Source organism: Pseudoalteromonas neustonica (assembly GCF_001653135.1).
In the GTDB taxonomy this organism is placed as follows: domain Bacteria; phylum Pseudomonadota; class Gammaproteobacteria; order Enterobacterales; family Alteromonadaceae; genus Pseudoalteromonas; species Pseudoalteromonas neustonica.
The window spans coordinates 231,521-253,327 of record NZ_BDDS01000006.1; the positions used below are offsets into that span (position 1 = coordinate 231,521).

At 40.4% G+C, this 21,807-nt stretch carries 23 protein-coding genes; 5 read left to right on the top strand and 18 right to left on the bottom strand.

All coding sequences use genetic code 11. The features are described from left to right. Positions 1–12: 12 nt before the first annotated feature. Both oadA and A7967_RS11250 read right to left on the bottom strand, forming a co-directional pair. Positions 13–1,788: a sodium-extruding oxaloacetate decarboxylase subunit alpha gene (gene oadA, locus A7967_RS11245; protein ID WP_054205415.1), complete on the bottom strand. Its 1,776-nt coding sequence runs from the start codon at positions 1,786–1,788 to the stop codon at positions 13–15. Between the two features lie 10 nt (positions 1,789–1,798). Further along, the gene (locus A7967_RS11250) at positions 1,799–2,044 is read right to left on the bottom strand and encodes an OadG family protein (protein WP_054205414.1); all 246 of its coding nucleotides are present in this window, start codon (positions 2,042–2,044) and stop codon (positions 1,799–1,801) included. Between the two features lie 525 nt (positions 2,045–2,569). Here A7967_RS11250 and A7967_RS22125 point away from each other — a divergent pair. Together A7967_RS22125 and A7967_RS11255 are read left to right on the top strand one after the other, a co-directional pair. Continuing rightward, positions 2,570–2,743 carry a DUF1328 domain-containing protein gene (locus A7967_RS22125; protein ID WP_064485886.1) on the top strand — a complete coding sequence of 58 codons (174 nt, stop codon included), beginning with the start codon at positions 2,570–2,572 and terminating at the stop codon, positions 2,741–2,743. A 57-nt stretch (positions 2,744–2,800) separates the two neighbouring features. Further along, complete coding sequence (locus A7967_RS11255; protein WP_054205413.1) at positions 2,801–2,992, top strand: hypothetical protein; 192 nt, start codon at positions 2,801–2,803, stop codon at positions 2,990–2,992. Positions 2,993–3,055: 63 nt separating this feature from the next. On the opposite strand, the gene pdxJ is transcribed toward A7967_RS11255, so the two are convergent. From pdxJ to rpoE, 10 genes are all read right to left on the bottom strand, one after another. Continuing rightward, entirely contained in the window at positions 3,056–3,787 is a 732-nt protein-coding gene (gene pdxJ, locus A7967_RS11260) for a pyridoxine 5'-phosphate synthase (RefSeq protein ID WP_054205412.1), read from the bottom strand. A gap of 36 nt (positions 3,788–3,823) precedes the next feature. Beyond that, positions 3,824–4,516 (bottom strand): DNA repair protein RecO, encoded by a 693-nt coding sequence (recO, locus tag A7967_RS11265; protein WP_054205411.1) that lies wholly within the window; start codon positions 4,514–4,516, stop codon positions 3,824–3,826. Positions 4,517–4,533: 17 nt separating this feature from the next. Next, positions 4,534–5,466, bottom strand: a complete 933-nt coding sequence (gene era, locus A7967_RS11270) for a GTPase Era (protein WP_054205410.1) — start codon at positions 5,464–5,466, stop codon at positions 4,534–4,536. Next, positions 5,456–6,133, bottom strand: a complete 678-nt coding sequence (gene rnc, locus A7967_RS11275) for a ribonuclease III (RefSeq protein WP_054205409.1) — start codon at positions 6,131–6,133, stop codon at positions 5,456–5,458. Before rnc ends, era begins: the two co-directional genes overlap by 11 nt. Positions 6,134–6,135: 2 nt before the next feature. Then, positions 6,136–7,071, bottom strand: a complete 936-nt coding sequence (lepB, locus tag A7967_RS11280) for a signal peptidase I (protein WP_054205408.1) — start codon at positions 7,069–7,071, stop codon at positions 6,136–6,138. 40 nt (positions 7,072–7,111) lie between these two features. After that, entirely contained in the window at positions 7,112–8,899 is a 1,788-nt protein-coding gene (gene lepA / locus A7967_RS11285; protein WP_054205407.1) for a translation elongation factor 4, read from the bottom strand. 69 nt (positions 8,900–8,968) lie between these two features. Beyond that, entirely contained in the window at positions 8,969–9,418 is a 450-nt protein-coding gene (locus tag A7967_RS11290) for a SoxR reducing system RseC family protein (protein WP_054205406.1), read from the bottom strand. Positions 9,419–9,432: 14 nt separating this feature from the next. Next, positions 9,433–10,389, bottom strand: a complete 957-nt coding sequence (locus A7967_RS11295) for a MucB/RseB C-terminal domain-containing protein (RefSeq protein ID WP_054205405.1) — start codon at positions 10,387–10,389, stop codon at positions 9,433–9,435. A 4-nt stretch (positions 10,390–10,393) separates the two neighbouring features. After that, complete coding sequence (locus A7967_RS11300; RefSeq protein WP_054205404.1) at positions 10,394–11,005, bottom strand: sigma-E factor negative regulatory protein; 612 nt, start codon at positions 11,003–11,005, stop codon at positions 10,394–10,396. 1 nt (position 11,006) lies between these two features. Next, positions 11,007–11,588 (bottom strand): RNA polymerase sigma factor RpoE, encoded by a 582-nt coding sequence (gene rpoE / locus A7967_RS11305; protein WP_054205403.1) that lies wholly within the window; start codon positions 11,586–11,588, stop codon positions 11,007–11,009. A gap of 264 nt (positions 11,589–11,852) precedes the next feature. Between rpoE and nadB the strand changes: the two genes are divergently transcribed. Then, the gene (nadB, locus tag A7967_RS11310) at positions 11,853–13,478 is read left to right on the top strand and encodes an L-aspartate oxidase (protein WP_054205402.1); all 1,626 of its coding nucleotides are present in this window, start codon (positions 11,853–11,855) and stop codon (positions 13,476–13,478) included. A 371-nt stretch (positions 13,479–13,849) separates the two neighbouring features. Here nadB and A7967_RS11315 read toward each other — a convergent pair whose 3' ends face one another. After that, positions 13,850–14,101: an FAD assembly factor SdhE gene (locus A7967_RS11315; protein ID WP_054205400.1), complete on the bottom strand. Its 252-nt coding sequence runs from the start codon at positions 14,099–14,101 to the stop codon at positions 13,850–13,852. 130 nt (positions 14,102–14,231) lie between these two features. On the opposite strand from A7967_RS11315, the gene ygfZ reads away from it, so the two are divergent. After that, positions 14,232–15,143: a CAF17-like 4Fe-4S cluster assembly/insertion protein YgfZ gene (gene ygfZ / locus A7967_RS11320; RefSeq protein WP_054205399.1), complete on the top strand. Its 912-nt coding sequence runs from the start codon at positions 14,232–14,234 to the stop codon at positions 15,141–15,143. A gap of 12 nt (positions 15,144–15,155) precedes the next feature. Beyond that, the gene (locus A7967_RS11325; RefSeq protein ID WP_054205398.1) at positions 15,156–15,641 is read left to right on the top strand and encodes an FKBP-type peptidyl-prolyl cis-trans isomerase; all 486 of its coding nucleotides are present in this window, start codon (positions 15,156–15,158) and stop codon (positions 15,639–15,641) included. 67 nt (positions 15,642–15,708) lie between these two features. On the opposite strand, the gene A7967_RS11330 is transcribed toward A7967_RS11325, so the two are convergent. The 5 genes from A7967_RS11330 to A7967_RS11350 all read right to left on the bottom strand — a co-directional run bounded on the left by A7967_RS11330 (position 15,709) and on the right by A7967_RS11350 (position 21,788). Then, the gene (locus A7967_RS11330) at positions 15,709–16,143 is read right to left on the bottom strand and encodes a hypothetical protein (protein ID WP_054205397.1); all 435 of its coding nucleotides are present in this window, start codon (positions 16,141–16,143) and stop codon (positions 15,709–15,711) included. An 18-nt stretch (positions 16,144–16,161) separates the two neighbouring features. Then, positions 16,162–16,935 (bottom strand): DUF481 domain-containing protein, encoded by a 774-nt coding sequence (locus tag A7967_RS11335; RefSeq protein ID WP_405631550.1) that lies wholly within the window; start codon positions 16,933–16,935, stop codon positions 16,162–16,164. A 91-nt stretch (positions 16,936–17,026) separates the two neighbouring features. Then, positions 17,027–17,347, bottom strand: a complete 321-nt coding sequence (locus A7967_RS11340; protein ID WP_054205395.1) for an HI1450 family dsDNA-mimic protein — start codon at positions 17,345–17,347, stop codon at positions 17,027–17,029. A 107-nt stretch (positions 17,348–17,454) separates the two neighbouring features. Beyond that, positions 17,455–20,571: an efflux RND transporter permease subunit gene (locus tag A7967_RS11345; RefSeq protein ID WP_054205394.1), complete on the bottom strand. Its 3,117-nt coding sequence runs from the start codon at positions 20,569–20,571 to the stop codon at positions 17,455–17,457. A gap of 11 nt (positions 20,572–20,582) precedes the next feature. Then, on the bottom strand, positions 20,583–21,788 hold the full coding sequence (locus A7967_RS11350; protein ID WP_054205393.1) for an efflux RND transporter periplasmic adaptor subunit: 1,206 nt from the start codon (positions 21,786–21,788) through the stop codon (positions 20,583–20,585). Between the last annotated feature and the right edge of the window lie 19 nt (positions 21,789–21,807).

Genomic DNA, 21,807 nt, shown 5'->3' on the forward strand with positions numbered 1-21,807 from the left:
CCTACTTTACTCCTAGGCTAATGAAATCATGGCATCACCCGTGACAACCGAGTCACCTTCAGAAACTAGGATCTGAGCAATTGTACCTGCATGTGTAGCGCGGATCTCTGTTTCCATTTTCATGGCTTCCATGATCATTACTACATCACCTTCGTTAACCGTTTGCCCTGCTTTAACTTTAATTTTAAAGATATTACCGGCAAGAGGTGCATTCAATGTCTCCCCTGATGCGACTGAGGCAGACTGGGGAATTAACTCACTGTCTTTTAAAGTAACTTCTTTTAGTTCACCGCCTTGAGCAACAACTACATCATAAACTTTACCATCAACTTTTACGCTGTACTGCTCAGCAGTGACTGTTTTATTATTCGTTTTAGTTGGTTTTTCTGATTGAGCCGTTGGGGCCGCAGGTATTGCTTCGAATGCATCAGGGTTGTTACGGTTTTTAATGAATTTCAAACCAATTTGTGGAAATAATGCATACGTTAGCACGTCGTCTATTTGCTCATCAGCAAGTATTAAACCTTGCTCTTGTGCTTCTTTTAATAACTCAGCTTGCAGCGTCTCAAGTTCTGGTTTTAATAAATCAGCAGGACGACAAGTAATAACGTCTGCACCATCAAGCACGCGCTCTTGCAGCTCTTTATTCATTGGCGCTGGTGTTGCTCCGTACTCACCTTTTAATACACCTGCCGTTTCTTTAGTGATTGTTTTATAACGCTCACCTGTCAGTACATTTAAAACAGCTTGTGTGCCTACAATTTGCGAGGTAGGTGTCACTAAAGGCAAGAAACCTAAATCTTCACGAACGCGTGGTATTTCAAGCAACACTTGATCAAGTTTATCTGCTGCGCCTTGTTCTTTAAGTTGATTTTCCATGTTAGTTAACATGCCGCCAGGCACTTGCGCTAATAATATACGACCATCAACACCTTTTAAACTGCCTTCAAATGCAGCATACTTTTTACGTACATCACGGAAGTAAGCGGCAATCTCTTCGAGCTGATTCAAATCAAGTTCAGTATCGCGCTCAGTTCCTTCAACTATAGAAACAATGGTCTCTGTTGCACTGTGTCCATAAGTCATACTCATTGAGGAAATAGCGGTATCAAGCATATCGATGCCAGCATCAATCGCTTTTTGATAGGTTGCTGTACTTAAACCTGTTGTTGCATGACATTGCATTGCAATTGGTATAGAAACCGTTTCTTTTAAACCTTTAATCAACTTTTCAGCATCATATGGTTTAAGTAAACCTGCCATATCTTTGATACAAATTGAATGACAACCAAGATCTTCAAGCTGTTTTGCAAGTGTTAGCCACATCTCCAGTGTATGGACTGGGCTTACTGTGTATGAAATTGTACCTTGTGCATGGGCACCAACTTTGATTGCGGCTTTGATTGCCGTTTCTAAATTACGCACGTCATTCATTGCATCAAAAATACGAAAGACATCTACACCATTTTTATGTGCACGCTCAACAAATTTTTCTACCACATCATCAGCATAATGACGGTAACCTAAAAGATTTTGACCACGTAACAGCATTTGTTGCTTTGTATTCGGCATTGCTTTTTTAAGGGCGCGAATACGCTCCCATGGATCTTCTCCTAAATAGCGAATACACGAATCAAATGTTGCACCGCCCCATGATTCGATCGACCAATAACCTGCATCATCAAGTTTTTCAGCAATAGGTAACATGTCATCTAAACGCATACGCGTTGCTAATAATGATTGATGGGCATCACGAAGTACCAGTTCTGTTAGTTTTAATTTAGCCATAAGTCACCCCTTATAATTTTTGTTTATTTTTGTACTGAGCGATGGCAGCACTAATTGCGGCAATGTGTGCATCTGGCACACCTTGCGCTTTGATTGATGGCGCACGAGCTGGTATATCTATAGGTTGCTCAAAACGACTCGCCACCTTAGACATTAATACAATTGCTGAAATCAACAATGAAAGAAAAACAAAAACGCCCACCATGCCTGTTGCCATCAAATTTGCTGCTGTCGCTAGTAACTCACCTATATTCATACTCTGCCCCTTTATATATTCAATACCTGATAGTTAACAAAGCAATAAAAGCAGGTAAAAAACCACTTTATATAAATAACTATGCAACAATCATATCAAAGTAATTAACCATTTCCAACACTTTGTAAATTGGTAAAACCAATTAATATAAAGCTAACATACCCACATTAAATTTAACACCCGACAAATCGCTATTATTTTTCAAGATATAGATGATAAAAATAGCGAATATAGCCAAAACTTATAAGCTATAGAATGCAAAGCTCCATCCCTATTTATGCAGTCTCTATATTTGATAATATTTCTTTTCTAAAAACCACTTAAATTAATTGGTCTTACCAATAGTGTGGTGATTTTACATTCCTTTTTTTACTTAAGAACAAGTTACACATAAAGCGTGTAAATATTTCCTATGAAACTGCTCCCTATAACGAATGAAAAAGTAAACGGCTGATTTTAAAGGACTTTAATATTGGCATGTAAATGGCATTATCTAATATGTACAAATTAACCAAGGAGAAAACAATGTTACGCTGGACAATTACATTTTTAGTTATTGCACTTATTGCTGCAGTGTTAGGTTTTGGTGGCATCGCAGGTGCCGCAGCAGGAATTGCTAAGATTATATTTTTTATCTTTTTAGTATTGTTAGTTATCTCTCTTGTATCAGGCGCACTACGTGGCAACGTGCCCAAGTAGCTGAGACAAAGTAACGCAACAGTATTACCACTATATTTATTTACAAGGAATTACATTATGAAATCTACAACAGTAAAAACAGCCGTTATCGCCCTTTTCGCTAGTTTTTTTATTATGGGTTGTGAAGACAATCACGCAGAAGAAGCAGGTGAGCGCATAGATGAAGCTGTAACCGATGTACAAAACAAAGTTGAAGACGCCTGTGAAAAAGTAAAAGAAGGCGTAAATGCTGAAGAAACAAACTGCTAATAAAGTAAGTTTAAAAAAAACGACTCTTTTGAGTCGTTTTTTTTATTAGACTGAACTCAAACTTTAAGCTCGTGCTTCAAGCATTAGTCGCTTCATGTCACGTACTGCTTTATCTAAACCATCAATGGCTGCACGCGCAACAATTGCGTGGCCAATATTTAACTCGTAAATCTCTTCCATCGCGGCAATCGGCTTCACGTTGTGATAATGAAGGCCATGCCCTGCATTGACGATTAGCCCTAAACCTGCCGCATATTTCACACCTTGTCGAATATGTTCAAGCTCTTTGCTCATCTCTGCGTCAGTTTGCGCATCTGCATAAGCGCCAGTATGTATTTCAACGTAAGGAGCATTACATGCTTTAGCGGCATCTAATTGCGCTTTATCTGCGTCAATAAATAATGAAACTTTAATTCCTGCATCACTCAGCTTTGCAGTTGCGGCTTTAATTTTATCTAAGTTACCCACAACATCTAAGCCACCTTCGGTAGTTAACTCTTCCCGTTTTTCTGGTACTAAGCAAACGTAAGCCGGTTTTACATCCAACGCAATATCAATCATTTCATCAGTAACAGCTATTTCAAGGTTCATACGCGTTTGAATTGTTTTAGCCATCACATATACGTCACGATCTTGAATATGACGGCGATCTTCACGCAAATGAATGGTGATCCCATCAGCACCAGCATGCTCCGCAACACTTGCCGCATGAGCTGGATCCGGGTAACTAGTACCGCGGGCTTGGCGTAAAGTAGCAATATGATCAACGTTTATACCCAAAAGAATATCTTTCATTTTTTTACCTGTAAAATAACGGTTAAAAATACCGTACTAAGATTGCGGTTTAAAAAGCTCTCTACTTTTTAATGGTTTTTTACCCAGTAAGGGTTTCATTAAATGACGACTTAATTGTTTTGCCATATATAACACATCCGGCGCACTAAAGTCATGAGCAGCAATCGCATTTAATTGCGCCCCTAAAAAGCCACTACCATGATTTTCCTGTGCAACAAAGCCATATTCAGCAAAATAACTATACGTTTGTTTTGAGGTGATTGGATCGCCTGCGGCATCAAAACTAAAATCAACGCCATAACCCAAAAGCTCTAGTAACTGAAATTCATAAGAGCGTAATACAGCTTGCAAATTAGGGTGCTTATTTAGCTGCTGTAAGTGAGTTCGATAAAGCTCATAGGCATGATCAATGGGTTCATTGATTGGCACAATCCGATTTGTTAACTCATTTAAGTAGAAGCCGCAGTAAAGCTGATCGCCTACTAAAGGGGATTGCGTACCATGCAATTCGAAACGTTGAATGTATTTAAGATCATTTTTACCCGTATAGTTTACGAGTAATGCTTGGAAAGGTTGCAGCTGCGCTTTATGTTTGGTTGACTGGCGACCACTTATGCGAGCAAGCATTCGTAGTTGTCCAACGCCTTCTACCAGCATATCAAGCATTACTTGCGAGTCACTAAAAGGACGCCGATGTAATAAATATGCTGTGTAGAAGTCGCTATCCATAACGGTAACTTAAGTGATTAATCTTCACCGTAACCTAAGCTGCGAAGTGCACGCTCATCGTCAGCCCAACCTGATTTAACTTTCACCCAAAGCTCTAAAAATACTTTGTTGTCGAGCATTTCTTCAAGATCCTTACGTGCTTCACGGCCAATAACTTTCAGCTTTTCGCCTTTGTTACCAATTACCATGCGTTTTTGAGTTTCACGCTCAACCAAGATTAAGCCATTGATATGCCAAATGCCGTTTTCTTGCCATTTAAACTGCTCAATTTCGACAGTTACTGAATAAGGTAATTCCTCACCCATAAAACGCATTAACTTTTCACGGATCACTTCAGCCGCCATAAAGCGCATTGAGCGATCGGTTACATAATCTTCAGGAAAGTAAAACTCACACGGTGGTAAACGTTTTGTTACTTCATCTTTGATTAGGTTAATATTTTTACCCTGCGTCGCAGATACGGGCATAATACCAACAAAATCAAACTTGTCACCTAACCACTTCATATGTGGCAGTACAAGATCACGGTCCTTTACTTGGTCTATTTTATTAATAACCAATAATACTGGTTTACCGCTTTGTGATACTTTATTTAGCACCATGTCATCGTCAGCATTCCAATGAGTGCCTTCAACAACAAATATAATAAGTTCTACATCCCCGATTGAGCTAGATGCTGCGCGATTCATTAAACGGTTAATGGCACGCTTTTCTTCAACGTGCAGCCCCGGTGTATCGACGTAAACAGCCTGATGCTTACCTTCGGTATGAATACCCATGATACGGTGGCGCGTTGTTTGCGGTTTGCGTGAGGTTATACTCACTTTTTGTTCAATAATTTCGTTTAGCAACGTAGATTTACCTACGTTTGGTCGACCAACAATGGCGACCATGCCGCAAAACGTATCAACTTCACCTGTATGAGGCTGGATCAGTGTATCAAGGTTCATTTTTAAGTATCTTAAGTGCTTTTTCAGCGGCTTTTTGTTCAGCCTTACGACGTGAACTACCTACTGAGATGATGCTATCCATACCTTCAACTATACATTCTACCGTGAATGTTTGATTGTGCGCCTGACCTTTAGTATCAACTACGGTGTAGCCTGGCAAAGGTAGTTTTCGAGCTTGTAAATACTCTTGTAATAGCGTTTTAGGGTCTTTTTGGTTTAAGCCTGGTGAAATAGCATCAAGGCGAGGTTCGTACCAAGCCAAAATTAAATCACCACAAACATCTATACCTGCATCTAAAAATACAGCACCGATTATGGCTTCAACCGCATCAGCTAAAGTTGACTCACGTCGAAAGCCGCCACTTTTAAGCTCACCTGGACCTAAACGCAGGTAATCACCTAAACCAAACTCCAAGCCAAATTCGGCTAACGTTTGACCACGAACAAGCGTTGAGCGCATACGGCTCAAGTCACCTTCTCGGGCTTTAGGGAATTTGCCATATAATGCATTTGCAATGACAAAACTTAAAATTGAATCACCTAAAAACTCTAGGCGCTCGTTATGTTGTCCTTTATGGCTGCGATGGGTCATCGCCTGCTCAAGCAATGCTTGATCAATAAAGGTATACCCTATTTTGCTATATAGCTCTGTTACATTTTTTTTCATTGTTACTGAATATTACCTAGGCGTTCAAAACGAACACCAGTTGGAACCCAGCCTGGTACAATGTCATCTGGGCCATTATCAAATTCAAAACTCATCCATATAAAGACAGCTTTACCCACCAAGTTTTCTTTTGGCACAAAGCCCCATACGCGACTATCTTGGCTGTTATCGCGGTTGTCACCCATCATAAAATAATGATCAGCCGGTACTACCCATTCATCAGAACGTGTACCCGGCTGTTGATAGTAACGCCCTTTCATTTCCAGCGCTTCTGGGTTTATTAAAATATCATGTTTTAGCGTCGTTAAATTTTCATTTAAACGCACTAAATCCATAGAGCCTTGCTTAAATTCATCACGATTGATGATTTCCATATCAATCTTATTATACTCATTACACAATAAATCGCCCTGCTGAGTTTCACCCTCTGCGCAATTTGGTTGAATATATAAACGCTTGTTACGGTAAACAATTTTATCACCAGGCAAACCAATAGCTCGTTTAATATAATCTATACGTTCATCTAATGGATATTTAAATACCACTATATCACCGCGTTCAGGTTCAGCAACATCGACTAACTGAGTACGCCATACAGGGTCTTTCACCCCATAAGAATACTTTTGCACTAAAATAAAGTCACCCACTAACAAGGTAGGCATCATTGAACCTGACGGAATTTGAAACGGTTCAAATAAAAACGACCTAAAAATAGTAATTGCTGCGATCATCGGGAAAATCGACTTAGCAGTCTCTGTCAATGTCGGCTCAGGCGCAATTAATGCGGCAGTTTCTTCATCTAGCTCGCCGCCAGCAGAACTTTGTGCAAGAGCTAAGCGTTGCTGTCTTTTTGGCGCAAACATTAGATGGTCAATTAACCAAATTAAGCCTGAGCCTAATGTTAATAGCACTAAAAATATTGAAAAATAACCTGCCATACATTAAATCCTTTCTCTTACGAAACTGGGTTACGAAGCCTTACTTACCAACTTTAAGAATTGCTAAAAACGCTTCTTGTGGCACTTCAACATTACCAACTTGCTTCATACGTTTTTTACCATCTTTTTGCTTTTTAAGCAGTTTTTTCTTACGACTTACGTCACCACCGTAACACTTGGCGATTACATTTTTACGTAACTGCTTAACGGTTGTACGTGCAATAACATGCGCGCCAATTGCCGCCTGAATTGCAATATCAAACATTTGACGTGGAATAAGCTCTTTAAGTGCATCAGCTAACTGACGACCACGAGATTGTGCACTGTCTCTGTGTACAATAATCGCAAGTGCATCAACACGCTCAGCATTTATTAAAATATCAACACGTACCATGTCTGACGTTTGAAAACGCTTAAAGTTGTAATCAAGCGATGCAAAACCACGACTGGTTGACTTTAATTTATCAAAAAAGTCCATTACTACTTCAGCCATTGGTAGCTCATACGTTACGGCTACTTGTTTACCGTGGTAACTCATTTTAGTTTGCATACCTCGTTTCTCTATACATAGGGTAATAACATTACCTAAGTACTCTTGAGGAACAAGGATATTTGCTTCTACAATTGGCTCTCGAATTTCTTGAATATCATTTACTGCCGGAAGGTCAGACGGATTATCAATCTGAAAAGTACCTTCTTTTGTTACTATTTCATAGATTACAGTAGGCGCAGTGGTAATTAGATCAATATCGTATTCACGTTCTAAACGCTCTTGAATAATTTCCATGTGCAGCATGCCTAAAAAGCCACAACGAAAACCAAAACCAAGTGCGGTAGAATTCTCTGGTTCAAAGAATAACGACGCATCGTTAAGACTTAGTTTATTCAGGGCATCACGGAACGATTCATATTCATCTGACGCAATAGGGAACATACCCGCATACACTTGTGGTTTAATTTTTTGAAAACCTGGTAAGCGAGCAGGCGCTGCATTTTTTTGATGGGTAATCGTATCGCCAACTGGCGCGCCATGTATTTCCTTAATACCAGCAATAACAAAGCCTACTTCGCCAGTTCTTAAAATACCGGTGTTTGTTTGCTTTGGTGTAAATACACCAACTTGATCTGCAGTATGAATATGCTCATTCGACATGATTTTAATTTTGTCGCCGATGCGTAGTTCACCGTGTTTAATACGAACAAGTGATACAACACCTTGATACGGGTCAAACCAAGAGTCGATAATTAATGCTTGTAATGGCGCGTCTTTATCACCTTCTGGCGATGGTACATCTCTGACAATCATTTCAAGAACTTCAGCAATACCAACACCTGTTTTAGCGCTACATTGCACAGCATCAAGCGCATCAATACCAATAATATCTTCAATTTCTTCAGCAACGCGAAGTGGATCTGCTTGTGGTAAATCGATTTTATTTAGTACTGGTATAACTTCTAAATTCATTTCTATGGCGGTATAACAATTTGCTAATGTTTGCGCCTCAACACCTTGGCCTGCATCTACTACAAGTAATGCACCTTCACAGGCAGCCAATGAACGTGATACTTCATAAGTAAAATCAACGTGTCCTGGTGTATCGATAAAGTTTAGCTGGTAAGTTTCACCATCATTTGCTTTATAATTTAAGGTTACACTTTGCGCTTTAATCGTGATGCCACGTTCGCGCTCTATATCCATTGAATCCAATACTTGTTTTTGCATTTCACGGTCAGTTAAACCGCCACAAACTTGGATCAAACGATCAGAAAGGGTCGATTTACCGTGGTCAATATGGGCGATGATCGAAAAATTACGGATATGCTTCATAAACTGGATTCTAAACTTCTATTTTAATTGATTGAGTGTATAAAGCCGCAATTTTACATTTAATTGGCTTCAATCACCATCTATTTGAGTTAAAGGGAGGCTAATTGGATGAATTTTTATTACTTTGATGTCATGTTTGAGACTTTTCACTCGACTTTTAGCTACAGCAAAGCCAGTAAAACCACCACTTATAGCGGCAATTATTTGTAACCATTCTGGCGCAGAAAAAAACTCAGCAGCGATCAGAGAAAACACTAACCCCAAGACTAAAGGCAGCATATATACTGCAAAGGCATGTTTTACCATGTGACTATCGTCTAGCGCAAGTGTCACTTTTTGCCCGACAGCAACAACAGTTTCAAATTGGTAAGGAAAAGTTTTTTTAGCAGTGCCAAATAGTTTGCCAAACACTTGAGAGCCACAGCGACCATTACAGCCTTCGCAAGCTTTTTTTTGTTGAGCTTCTAAATGCGCAGTGGCGCCATCAATTGACACCACTGTAAGGGTTTGTTCTATCATTATCTGCTTTTAATTTACAATGGTCTTGCAACCGACTCAGCAATTGCCTTGGCGGTCATTGCTGGTATATTTCCCACCACCGACACATCAAAGCTTCCAGCATTATGAACATAAACAGTTGTAGCTCCTGATGATAAAGAACCACTCGGCCTGCGCCCTGGTAAAGGTCGTTGAACAAACACCGACACTTCAACAAAACCATCTGAATATAGATAATAATCAGTCAGTTCATTGTTTAAATCTAATTTATGGCGATCTGATTTAAGTAAACTAAACCCATCAGGTAACCAACCGATTTGCCAATTATTACCCGCTGTTTTTGACTCTTTATTAGAAACTTCAACGGCCGGTAATGACGTTGGGAATTGACGATTAAGCATTTCCAATAACAGTGGCGCAGGCTCTTCGGTCACACTAATATGTGTTAATTGAAGCTGCTCTAGCATTTCACCGGCGTGATTAACATACGCAGATTTAAGCAACAAGGATGATTCTGCATCTAGCCAGAGCCAATAATTATACTTATATTCATCTTTTGATTCAATACGAACTAATTGAGCAGCACGTCCAGCAATACGTCCTTTACCCCCTAAAACAAAATCATAGTGCAAACTTAATCGTTCAATATTTTTGAATAGAACTTCTGGAATCGGACCTGCAATAGAGTCTGTAGCAATTGAATAAGGCGCAGATTGAGGCTCAAAATAAGTTACTTGGTTATTAATTCTAACCATTTCTAGGCCAGCACCATTAAGTAAGCTTAAATGCTCAAGTTCGGTGTCACCTTGTTTTGCATGTAACCAACGATAGGGTTCCATCGCTTTACCTTTGACGACAACAAAAGAGGCATCAAAGTTGCGGTTGTGGACGGCATCAGCCATCTGGAGCAGTAGCTCTTTAGCGGGGTTTTCGTCGTCAGCAAAGGCTGGAGCCATTAATACCAACGACAAAATAAAAGTAAGAACTTTCATTAAATTAGTTTTTTTCCTCTTCGGCTTGCGCCTTAGTGTGGGCTTTTTCTAATGAATATGCAACTCGTGCTTGGCGTTGATGCTCAAGAACTAAAGCGCCTATGCGCTGCTGCTGTAACTCACGTAAACCTTGCTCTGCATTTTCAAGCGCTGGTTCTGATGAATAACTCACTGGAGACGCAACACCCGTTAAAGGTGTTGTTTGTAGCATTGGAATTTCATTCGCCGATGAATTTTCACCTTGTGGCAAAGTCTGAACACCAACAATCGCAAACATTGCCACACTGGCTGCAATAGCCAACTGTGAAATTGGTTTACGCCAGTTAAATGCCACTACATTAGCGGTGCCGTTTGCCACTAGAGGTGTAGGCTGTGCCTGTTTTTGACTAAAGTCAGCATACACAGGTTCACTTTCTAGTGCTTTTGCAACGCTATCACTGATATCTATAACGAAGGCATTATCTGACTCAGCACGCATAGCATCACCAATCAATGCGTAACGACCAAAAGTAGCAGCATCATCAGATGCTAACACTTGATTCTCTAGTGGTTGTTCGCCGTCAAGTAATGCGGATAGATGTTGATTATCCAACTTGTTAACGTCTGCTTTTGTCATATTAAGACTCGCCTATTAATGGGTTTAATTTGTTATCAATTGCTTCACGGGCACGGAAAATACGCGAACGCACCGTCCCGACTGGGCAATCCATCACCACTGCTATTTCTTCATAGCTCATCCCTTCGATTTCTCGTAGGGTGATTGCGGTTTTAAGATCTTCAGGCAAACTATCAATGGTGCTAAAAATAACTGCGCGAACTTCTTCGCTTAATAACAAGTTTTCAGGGGATGCATTTGAACGCATTGCATCTGCGCCATCGTAAAATTCGGCATCGTCAGCATCTATATCATTTGCTGGCGGTTTGCGACCCTGAGCCACTAAGTAATTTTTAGCACAATTAACGGCGATACGGTATAACCAAGTATAAAAGGCACTGTCCCCTCTAAAGTTAGGAAGAGCACGATACGCTTTAATAAACGCCTCTTGTGCTACATCAGCAATATCACCTTGATTTGATACGTAACGTGAAATCAAACCAGCGATTTTATTCTGATACTTCTTTACTAAAAGATTGAAGGCATTTTTATCGCCTTGCTGGACCCTTTTTACTAGCGCTAAATCCAAATCCTGCTCGCTCATTCGAGCCGGTACTCCTATATCTAATTATTGCTTGTTATTCATATCTTAGCCATTGTTCACAAATACTCTGACTACGCTATGAACAAAAAGTTCTGTTTAATATTATTATTTTATAAAATAGCCGTAAATAAGTTGGCAAAAGCTGAAAATCACTAATAGTGTCGCGCCAAATATGATACATATACGCCTATCATAATAATATTGATTGCTCGTACCAATTGCATAAATTAGTATCTGAGCATTGTAACCGCAAAGACCACGGACATGAACCAAAATAAACACCACATTACGGATGTCGCGATTATAGGCAGTGGCGCAGCTGGCCTCTCATTAGCTCTGTCTTTAGCCAACCACTGTAAAGTCACCGTAATTAGTAAAGGTGAACTAACCGAAGGTTCCACACTCTATGCCCAAGGCGGAATTGCTGCTGTTTTTGATAAAAAAAATGACAGTATAGAATCGCATGTGCAAGACACTTTAGATGCCGGTGGTGGTTTATGCGACAGAGAAGCTGTTCATTACACTGCAAGCAATGCCCCTGATTGCTTACAATGGCTTATTGAGCAAGGCGTCCCCTTTGATATGGAATTTGACAGCAAAGGCAAAGAACGTTTTCACTTAACGCGTGAAGGCGGCCACAGTCACCGGCGTATTCTTCATGCTGCAGACGCAACTGGTCGCGCTGTACAAACGACCCTGATAAGCCAAGTGCAAGCACACCCTAGAATAACATTGCTTGAACAATATAATGCAATTGATTTGATTGGTGATAAAAAACTAGGCCAAACCGGCCAACATATTCACGGCGTGTATATGTGGAACCGCGCGGCAAAAAAAGTCGAAACGATTTCAGCTAAATTCGTGGCTTTAGCTACCGGTGGAGCCAGTAAAGTCTACCTCTATACATCAAACCCTGACGTATCTAGCGGTGACGGTATTGCAATGGCATGGCGTGCGGGGTGTCGCGTTGCCAATATGGAATTTAACCAATTCCACCCAACTAGCCTATATCACCCAGAGTTACAGAATTTTCTTATAACAGAAGCCATGCGTGGTGAAGGCGCTTACTTAAAACGCCCTGATGGCACCCGATTTATGAAAGACTTTGATACTCGTGAAGAATTAGCACCAAGAGATATTGTTGCTCGCGCTATCGATTTCGAAATGAAGCGCTTAGGTGCAAATTGCGTATATTTGGATATCAGCCACAAAGATAAAGACTTTATTATTGAGCACTTTCCTACTATTTACGCAAAGTGCTTGAGTGTGGGTCTTGATATTACTAAAGACCCGATCCCAGTAGTACCGGCAGCTCATTACACTTGTGGTGGCGTAATGACTGATTTTAACGGTAAAACCGATCTAGATAATCTTTACGCAATTGGCGAAGTCGCTTACACAGGCCTACATGGCGCTAACCGTATGGCGAGTAATTCATTGTTAGAATGCATTGTGTTTGCCCATGCCGCAGCAAAAGACATTTTAGCTAAAATACAGCACAGCCCGGCATTAAAAACCTTACCTGTATGGGATGAAAGTCGTGTTACTAATTCAGATGAAGAAGTGGTGATCACGCATAATTGGCATGAGTTACGTCTATTTATGTGGGATTATGTTGGCATAGTACGTTCAACTAAGCGCTTGGAGCGCGCTTTACACCGTGTTGAACTACTACAACAAGAAATTCGTGATTATTATGCAAACTTCCGCGTTACTAATAACTTATTAGAGCTACGTAACCTAGTCCAAGTTGCTGAGCTTATTATTCGAAGTGCTATGGAGCGAAAAGAAAGCAGAGGCCTTCATTACACCATTGACTACCCACAGTTAAATGATAACCCAACCCCAACTATTTTAACCCCGCCGACTCAGTTCGAGCTGCCAAAATAGCACGTTTAAGGCGAATGAAGTTTTGCGGCTCAACACTCCTGGCATTAACAATTAACCAGCGAGATTGAGCCAATGATTCTATATGTAACCACACACTCTTTGGATACACTCGGCTTTTACAACTGAGATTACCGTTGATTTTTACTGTTTTACTTTCAAAGCAGATATTTGACGATGATAAAATCACAACCCCCTCATCACTATGCACAGCTTTAAATTGCAGCCAACACCAACGGCCACTAATAAAAGCCATAGCCAAAGTAAGTAGTTGAACTGTAAGGGTGGTTAAAAAAAGACTAAAACAACAGGCGAACAAACCAAATAAGACCACAAAGGGTTTGTGGTCTGCTTTATTTCTTGCAACCGTGAATCTATACACGAACCCGGTCTAAAATAAGTTGTACCATTTGCTTCAGTTCTGGGTCTTTACATTCTTGATGGCCCATAAACCACGCAAATAAATCGGGATCATCAGCTTCTAATAAACGCTGTAGTACAGCTTGCTGCTGCACAGATAATGAATCAAATGCCTCATCGACAAACGGCATAAACAACACATCGAGTTCTAACATGCCGCGGCGACAAGCCCAACGGATACGCGCTTTATTGTGAATTTCAGTCATTTTTTACCTCGTACTTAGTTACCTTGCAGTTTAACAAATTGCACCTGAATAAACAGCAATTTATGCATCTATACCCTCAGCGCTAACTACGGTATTATGAGCCTCTATATTTTTTGTAACGCAGGTTTTTATGTCAACAGTATATGCATGCCCTTTGTCACATCAGCTGATCCGCATTAGTGGTGTTGATAAACTCGCCTACCTTCATGGTCAAATTACTCAAGATATCAATAAGCTAAGCCAAAATAACTATTTATGGACTGGGCATTGTAATGCCAAAGGTAAACTATGGAGCGTCGCGAAATTATTTGCCTACCAAGATAGCTACTATTTAGCGGCCTCTGAAGTTGAAATCACCCAATCACTAGCTGAATTGAAAAAATATGCGGTATTTTCAAACGTTGAGCTCCTAGCAGCAACAGAAAAATTAATCGGTTTAATTGGTGAAGACGTAACCGCAGCCCTAAAAAGCCTCGATATCCATTTTAATGGGCAGGATAACGCGTGTGATTTTAGTTATGGTAAAGCCATAAAACTAGCAGACAACCGTATCTTATTAATGGTTAATGCTGACTTTTCTCTTCCTGATGACGTTATCGCGCTTGAAAACGATGCTTTGTGGCAACAACACGCTATTTTAGCTGGTGAACCTGAACTCAATGAGTTGGCCCTTGGTGAATATGTCCCGCAAATGGTTAACCTACAAGCTATTGGCGGAATTAGCTTTCGTAAAGGGTGTTATACCGGCCAAGAAACTGTAGCGCGAATGAAATACCTTGGTAAGAATAAACGCGCAATGTATATAGTGTCAGGACATAGTGACGGAGAATTGGCAGAGCCGGAACTAGAAACTCAAATGGGTGAAAACTGGCGCCGCGCGGGTAAATTAATAAGCCAAGCTTACAACCCGCAAAGTAAAACCTTATTTGGCCTTGTAGTGTTGCCAAACGACAGTGAACCTAGTCAGTTACTGCGTGCAAAACATGCCCCGGCGGTAGAGCTATCAATTCTTCCTCTACCCTACTCTCTTGACGACGAATAAATAGGAGTAACTATGATCGTTGCAACAAATAAAGTGGTAAAAATGCATTATTCTGTTATGGATAATGACAAAAACTCTATCGATAACTCATTTGATGGTGAGCCACTCATTTTTATCGTTGGTACAGGTTACTTAATTCAAGGCCTAGAAGACGCACTTATAGGTAAAGAAGCTGGTGACACTTTGAGTGTTACTGTTGAACCTGAAAACGGTTACGGTGAACGCCATGATGAACTCATGCAAGCAGTACCTAAATCAATGTTTGAAGATATGGAAATTGAAGTAGGTATGCAATTTCGTGCTTCTACCGATGATGGTGATCAATCAGTCATGATCATTGATATTCAAGAAGACGAAGTTATTGTTGATGGTAACAACCCTCTTGCAGGGATCACATTAAACTTTGATGTAGAAATTCTTGAAGTGCGTGATGCCACGGCCGACGAACTAGCCCATGGTCATGTACATGTTGAAGGTGGTTGTGGTCACGACCATTAATCAATTTCCCCTAATAAATAAAAAGCGCTAATGCGCTTTTTATTTGTTAATTTTACGATATTTAGGGCTACTCAGGCTTACTAATTTTATCGGCTAAAGCAGCAAGTAAACCATCTTGATCATTAGTTCCTAACCGATACTGACTACCATCTTTTAAAACTAGCTGTACTGCACTAAACCCTGACACAGTATACACCCAACCATCATGCGTAATACGTAAACCAATACCGTGTCTATATGAGTTTTCTACCGCTTTAGCTTCGACTATATCTGTCAATTGTAACTTATCGCCAAATACACCGGGGCCAAAACCCCAACTGATTTGAGTGTCATCAACTTTAATAGTTAAACCATGAAAGAAAAATGCCACCAGCACTAAAATTGCTGCAAATACCATTAACGGCATATCCGCACCAATTAAATACCACGCTAAACCTACAAAACTGGCAATCCAACTCAATATAACAAAAATGAACAGTGCAAATTGTTTATGTTGATACATAACACTCTCTAATAAATATTAAAAACTATAAACGAATGTCGCACTTAGCTCCGAATCAAACTTTAGTTTGTCATTTTCCGGCTTGGAGTTATAACGATATAAATAAGCAAACTTTAACGACACCGCCCCCATAACTTGGCTGATCAATGAAGTTTCTGATTTCAATCGCGAATTCAGCCCCGAAAGCGATTGTTCAATACTAACATCTTGATTAAAGCGCGTGCGCTTTGAAACAGTACGCTCCCATTGCAGCGCCAAACGCAACAAATAGCCCGTTTTAGTACTATCATCATCCGCTTCACCTACTGCAACAGAGCGATATAAGCCAGGGCCGATATCAAAATCAACTTGATTTTTAACCCCTTCATATAGCCTATTTCCATAACCTGTGGCTAACGTACTTTTAAAGTCCAAGCCACTAAATTTATCTTCTTCGTAATCCCCATATATAAAGAAAGAAGCGTTTTTCACACCAACTTTATAGTTTCCTTGCGCTGATATGAACACTCTGTTGGCCGAGACTTCGTCATCGCCGGTAGCCTCATTTTTGTCTCGCTTATATAACGTATCTATTTTAAATTGATTACGCCAACTATCAAAATCTTGATATAAGTTGCCCTTGAACTTAAAGCTCGTCGAATTAGTATTGCCCCGACTAACAATAAAGCCAAATTCAATATCACCGTAGAGTAACTCACCTTGATGAATTTTATGGATCTCTTCATCTGAAAGTTGCCCATATTCATGAAAGTCTTCAAATGGGTCAACCGCCCAGATTTTAAAGCTCAATATCAAGCTCAATAGCAGAAATAGCCTAATCACTGACAAATCTTTGTATGATTGCTTAACATAAGTACTTTATAACGGAGATATGGCATCTAAATTATTCGCTTTCTTTCCATAAAATATGGCAAAACGGTGCATCTTTATCGCGACTTATCAAAATTTTAGCAAATAAAATATCTTGATTATCAAACTCAAGACCGACGAGTACTTGAACAAATAATTCTGGTTCAATTTCAAGTGCCACAAAATCATGCCATTGGTCATCTGGCTCACCTTCTTCAATAAAGCCAAGCTCTTCGCGATGTTGATTAAAATCTTCAACATCCTGCTCCGTAAGGTTATCTGGTGCTAATTCTAAAAAGATATCATAAGCTTGGTGCGTTACTTCTTCTTCACTGTATAAACGGGGCCCTGTCATCGCCATAAACCTTTCAAGATGCAATTACCAAGTATAGTATCAAACCTCAGCAAATTTTTGACAAAAAAAAGTCAGGTTTCCCTGACTTTTTTTACACGACCCTTACTTCACTCTTGAGTCGATACAGTACCTTTTATTTTTTCACGCATTGATTGCACCAAACTATAAAATAATGGAACTAGCAAAGTGCCAAAAATAGTTGCGGCTAGCATACCTGCCAATACAGTAACACCCAATGAGACTCGGCTTCCAGCCCCTGCACCTGTTGCAAAGACTAAAGGTAACACGCCTAAGACAAACGAAAGAGCTGTCATTAATACTGCTCGAAAACGCATGCTTGCCGCGCTCAATGCAGCGTCAAATATACTCTTACCAGCAGCACGCTCCTCCATCGCAAATTCAACAATTAAAATTGCGGTTTTGGTCGACATCCCTATTAACAACACTAAACCAACCTGCGCGTAAATGTTATTTTCCATACCTAATACATACAACGCCAACATAGCACCAAACATTGCCAATGGGATCGCTGCAATGACTGAAAATGGAATTGTCCAACTTTCATATTGCGCAACTAAAAATAGGTAAACAAATATAACCGCTAGACCAAATAGGATAGGTGCCATATTACCCGCTTCAATCTCTTGCTTAGACTGCCCCGCCCATTCAAACACATAGCCATTAGGTAACTGCGAAGCCAACTCTTGCATAGCTGCAATTGCATCACCACTTGAAAACCCTGCCGCGGCTTGGCCACTAATATTAGCACTACGGTATAGGTTAAAGTGGTTTAAAGTCGTAGGCCCAAGGATCGGCTCTAATTTAGCGAGTGTAGTCAGTGGAACCATATCCCCTTTATCGTTACGAACAAAGTAATATTGTAAGTCAGTGGGATTTTTACGGAACTCACTCTCAGCCTGCATAATCACTTTATAAGTACGGCTAAACTGATTAAAGTCATTGATATATAACGAGCCCAGTTGCGCTTGTAGCGTTAAAAATATATCACTCAAAGCAACACCTTGAGCTTTGGCTTTGTTACGATCAACCTCTAAAAAGTACTGCGGAACATTTGCTCTGAAGGTACTGTAAACATTGCTGAGGTTAGGATGCTGATTTGCCTCATACACTAAGCCGTTAAGAACTTGGGCCAGCTGCGTTGGATCACGCCCCTCACTATCTTGTAAGCGAAACTCAAAACCAGAGCTGCTTCCCAAACCGGGAATAGGAGGCGGATTAAAGACCATCACTTGCGCATCTGGCATTGCCCACATTTGCCCCATCAAACGACCTATAACAGACTTTAAGCCTAATTCAGGGCTGGTACGTTCTTCCCAATCTTTTAAAATCACAATACCTAACGCATTATTTGAACCTGCACCACCAATTAATGAAAACCCTGATACGGCTATAAAATCAGTCGCTGCGGGTTCATTTTTAACTATTTCGGCTATTTTATGCATCACTTTTTCTGTGCGTCCACTTGCAGCTGCATCAGGTAATTGCACATCAACAAATACAAAGCCTTGATCTTCTGCTGGAATAAACCCTGTCGGGACACTTTTGGCCAACCATCCAGCGGCCACAAAAATAACCAATGCAAAAATAGCCATTCGTGCCGAACGTTTCAAAATAAAGTGTATGATTTTAGAATAGACGGTAGTAGATTTAGTAATACTTCTATCAACGGGCGCTAACCATTTTATCGGCGTCATTACTTTTTCATTTAGTAATAACGCACATAATGCAGGGCTTAAAGTAAGCGCATTGACAGATGATATAAGCACTGCAAACGAAATAGTAACAGAGAATTGTTTATAAAGTTCCCCAGTAATACCTGGCATAAAACCTACAGGCACAAATACCGCAAGTAACACTAAGGTGGTAGCTATAATCGGCCCTGTCACTTGTTCCATGGCTTTCGTTACGGCTTCTTTAATGGGTAGTTTTTCTTCTTTGAGGATACGCTCAACGTTTTCAATAACAATAATCGCATCATCAACCACAATACCTATCGCAAGCACTAAACCAAACAAGGTAATTAAGTTAATTGAATACCCCATTGCCATCATAAAAGCAAAGGTTCCCACTAAAGAAACAGGAATAGCGATAGTAGGAATAAGTGTAGCTCGCCAATTTTGTAAAAATAAAAACACCACTAACACGACTAAACCAACGGCTTGAAATAATGTTACAACAACTTCATCAATCGATCGGTTAATGAACTCAGTTGTATCATACGGTATAGAATATTCAACACCGTCAGGGAGTTGCTTTGCAAGTTCTGCCATTTTAGCTTTTACATCGCTTGCTACCTGCGTTGCGTTAGCATCTGTTAATTGGTAAATAACAATGAAAGCCGTATCTTGCTGGTTTAACTTAGCTATTACGCTGTAATCAGCAGAGCCCAGTTCAATACGTGCAATATCACTAAGACGGACGAAATTGCCATCTTGGTTTGAGCGAAGAATAGTTTGGCCAAACTCTTCGGGGGTTTTTAAGCGCCCTCGAGCTTGAATCGAATATTCAAATTGCTGGCTTGGTAAGCTTGGCGCTGCGCCTAATTTACCGGCTGCTACAATGGTATTTTGCTCTTGTAAAGCAGCCTGTACCTCAGCGATTGTTAGCCCAAGTGCAGCCATTTTATCTGGGCGCAACCACAAGCGCATCGAATAGGTCCTTTCGCCCATAACTTCTGCTGACGCAACACCAGGTATACGCCCAAGTGATTCGGTTAAATAATTGGTTGCATAGTTACTCAAAAATATATCATCAATATTATCTTTGCTAGAGAAGAGGTTAATCCCCAGTAGCATTGCACTTGATTTTTTCTTAACTGATACCCCCTGACGCTTTACCTCTGCAGGTAAGCCAGGCTCAGCAAGCGCCACCCTATTTTGCACGTTGACCTGTGCAATATCAGTGTCTGTACCAACTTTAAAATATACAGTTATGCTGCCAATGCCATTATTCGTTGAGCTCGATTCAATGTACATCATATCTTCAACACCATTGATTTGTTCTTCAATGGGTCTGATCACAGATTCCTCGACTATCTGTGCACTTGCACCAGGGTAGACCGCGGTAATTTGTACTTGCGGCGGGGTTATCTCCGGGTACATATTCACCGGTAGTAATCCCATTGAAATCAAACCTGCAAGGGTGATAACAATCGAAATCACTAAGGCAAATTTAGGCCGCGCGATAAACGTTTTACTGATCATGAACGCTCCTTTTAGCCCGCGGCATTAGTTAAATTAGAAATAGTACCCGTGGTGTGATCAACCTTTTTCTCGACTGGCTTAACTTCCACCCCTTGGCGCACTTTTTGCAAACCTTCGACAATCACTTGCTCGCCTTGCTCAAGGCCAGACTCAACAACCCACATTGCATTAATACGACGACCTAATTGCACAATACGAGTGGCTACTTTTTTATCATCCCCAACGACGAGTACAAATTTGCCTTGTTGGTTTTCTTGAACTGCAGCCTGCGGTATTAGTGCCTGCTTTTGCTTATCTTTACTTTCTAAAATCAAGGTTACAAATAAACCCGGCATAACTATATTATTAGGATTAGCAAACGTTGCTCGTAGTTCTACCGTCCCCGTACTGCGATCAACTTTAGTATCAGCGAAATCAAGTTGCCCTTTTGATGCTAGGTTTGAGTTATTAGGTAAACGCAGAGATAAATCGATTGGTACATTTTGTGGGTTGCCTTCACTACCTTGGTGCTTTTGGCGGTAACTTATATAGTCAGACTCTTCTACCTGAAAATTAACGTAAATAGGGTCAACATCAGTAAGCTGAGCTAACTCGTTTGATGTTGGTCCAACTAAGTTACCTACATCATAGTTTACTTTACCAATACGCCCTGCAAATGGCGCTTTAATTTGTGTGTAACTTAAATTCAATTTAGCTTTTTCAAGATTGGCTTGTGCCGATTTAACCGCTGCAGCTGCTTGATCGTACTTTGTTGTTAACTTATCTAAATCAGATTGCGAAATAAACCCTTGAGAGGCGACTTCTTTGCCTCGAGTTAGGTCTCGCTTTGCACCATCTGCGCCAGCAATTTTGCTTTTTAAATCAGCCTCAATTCCTGCTACTGAAGATTGATACTCACTTGGATCAATCTTCAGTAATAACTGCCCTTTTTCTACATAGGATCCTTCATCAAAGTGGCGTTCAATCAGCTCACCTTCAACCCTCGCACGTATTTTAACTTCCTGATGCGCCTCAGTCCTCGCAACAAACTCTCGATAATTTCCAACATCTTGCGTTATAACCTTAAATACCGAAACGGCCGGAGGCGGAGCAACTTGTTTAGTAGCCGAGTCATCAGAGCAGCCTGCTGTTGATGCAAATAATGCACCACCAATCATACATTTAATGGTTAATGACAGGTAAGTACCTAAAATATTAGGCGTAAACCGTTTCAGCATAGCTTTCTCCTTGGCAGGT

Bases quoted from the DNA above. Each gene is read 5' to 3' on its own strand.
- A7967_RS11290 (WP_054205406.1), bottom strand. From the start codon at position 9,418: ATGATAGAACAAACCCTTACAGTGGTGTCAATTGATGGCGCCACTGCG.
- era (WP_054205410.1), bottom strand. From the start codon at position 5,466: ATGAACCTTGATACACTGATCCAGCCTCATACAGGTGAAGTTGATACG.
- A7967_RS11340 (WP_054205395.1), bottom strand. From the start codon at position 17,347: ATGACAGGGCCCCGTTTATACAGTGAAGAAGAAGTAACGCACCAAGCT.
- A7967_RS11250 (WP_054205414.1), bottom strand. From the start codon at position 2,044: ATGAATATAGGTGAGTTACTAGCGACAGCAGCAAATTTGATGGCAACA.
- A7967_RS11295 (WP_054205405.1), bottom strand. From the start codon at position 10,389: ATGAAAGTTCTTACTTTTATTTTGTCGTTGGTATTAATGGCTCCAGCC.
- A7967_RS11255 (WP_054205413.1), top strand. From the start codon at position 2,801: ATGAAATCTACAACAGTAAAAACAGCCGTTATCGCCCTTTTCGCTAGT.
- A7967_RS22125 (WP_064485886.1), top strand. From the start codon at position 2,570: ATGTTACGCTGGACAATTACATTTTTAGTTATTGCACTTATTGCTGCA.
- rpoE (WP_054205403.1), bottom strand. From the start codon at position 11,588: ATGAGCGAGCAGGATTTGGATTTAGCGCTAGTAAAAAGGGTCCAGCAA.
- A7967_RS11300 (WP_054205404.1), bottom strand. From the start codon at position 11,005: ATGACAAAAGCAGACGTTAACAAGTTGGATAATCAACATCTATCCGCA.
- oadA (WP_054205415.1), bottom strand. From the start codon at position 1,788: ATGGCTAAATTAAAACTAACAGAACTGGTACTTCGTGATGCCCATCAA.
- A7967_RS11315 (WP_054205400.1), bottom strand. From the start codon at position 14,101: ATGACTGAAATTCACAATAAAGCGCGTATCCGTTGGGCTTGTCGCCGC.
- A7967_RS11350 (WP_054205393.1), bottom strand. From the start codon at position 21,788: ATGCTGAAACGGTTTACGCCTAATATTTTAGGTACTTACCTGTCATTA.
- ygfZ (WP_054205399.1), top strand. From the start codon at position 14,232: ATGTCAACAGTATATGCATGCCCTTTGTCACATCAGCTGATCCGCATT.
- recO (WP_054205411.1), bottom strand. From the start codon at position 4,516: ATGGATAGCGACTTCTACACAGCATATTTATTACATCGGCGTCCTTTT.
- lepB (WP_054205408.1), bottom strand. From the start codon at position 7,071: ATGGCAGGTTATTTTTCAATATTTTTAGTGCTATTAACATTAGGCTCA.
- nadB (WP_054205402.1), top strand. From the start codon at position 11,853: ATGAACCAAAATAAACACCACATTACGGATGTCGCGATTATAGGCAGT.
- A7967_RS11325 (WP_054205398.1), top strand. From the start codon at position 15,156: ATGATCGTTGCAACAAATAAAGTGGTAAAAATGCATTATTCTGTTATG.
- A7967_RS11345 (WP_054205394.1), bottom strand. From the start codon at position 20,571: ATGATCAGTAAAACGTTTATCGCGCGGCCTAAATTTGCCTTAGTGATT.
- lepA (WP_054205407.1), bottom strand. From the start codon at position 8,899: ATGAAGCATATCCGTAATTTTTCGATCATCGCCCATATTGACCACGGT.
- A7967_RS11330 (WP_054205397.1), bottom strand. From the start codon at position 16,143: ATGTATCAACATAAACAATTTGCACTGTTCATTTTTGTTATATTGAGT.
- pdxJ (WP_054205412.1), bottom strand. From the start codon at position 3,787: ATGAAAGATATTCTTTTGGGTATAAACGTTGATCATATTGCTACTTTA.
- rnc (WP_054205409.1), bottom strand. From the start codon at position 6,133: ATGAAAAAAAATGTAACAGAGCTATATAGCAAAATAGGGTATACCTTT.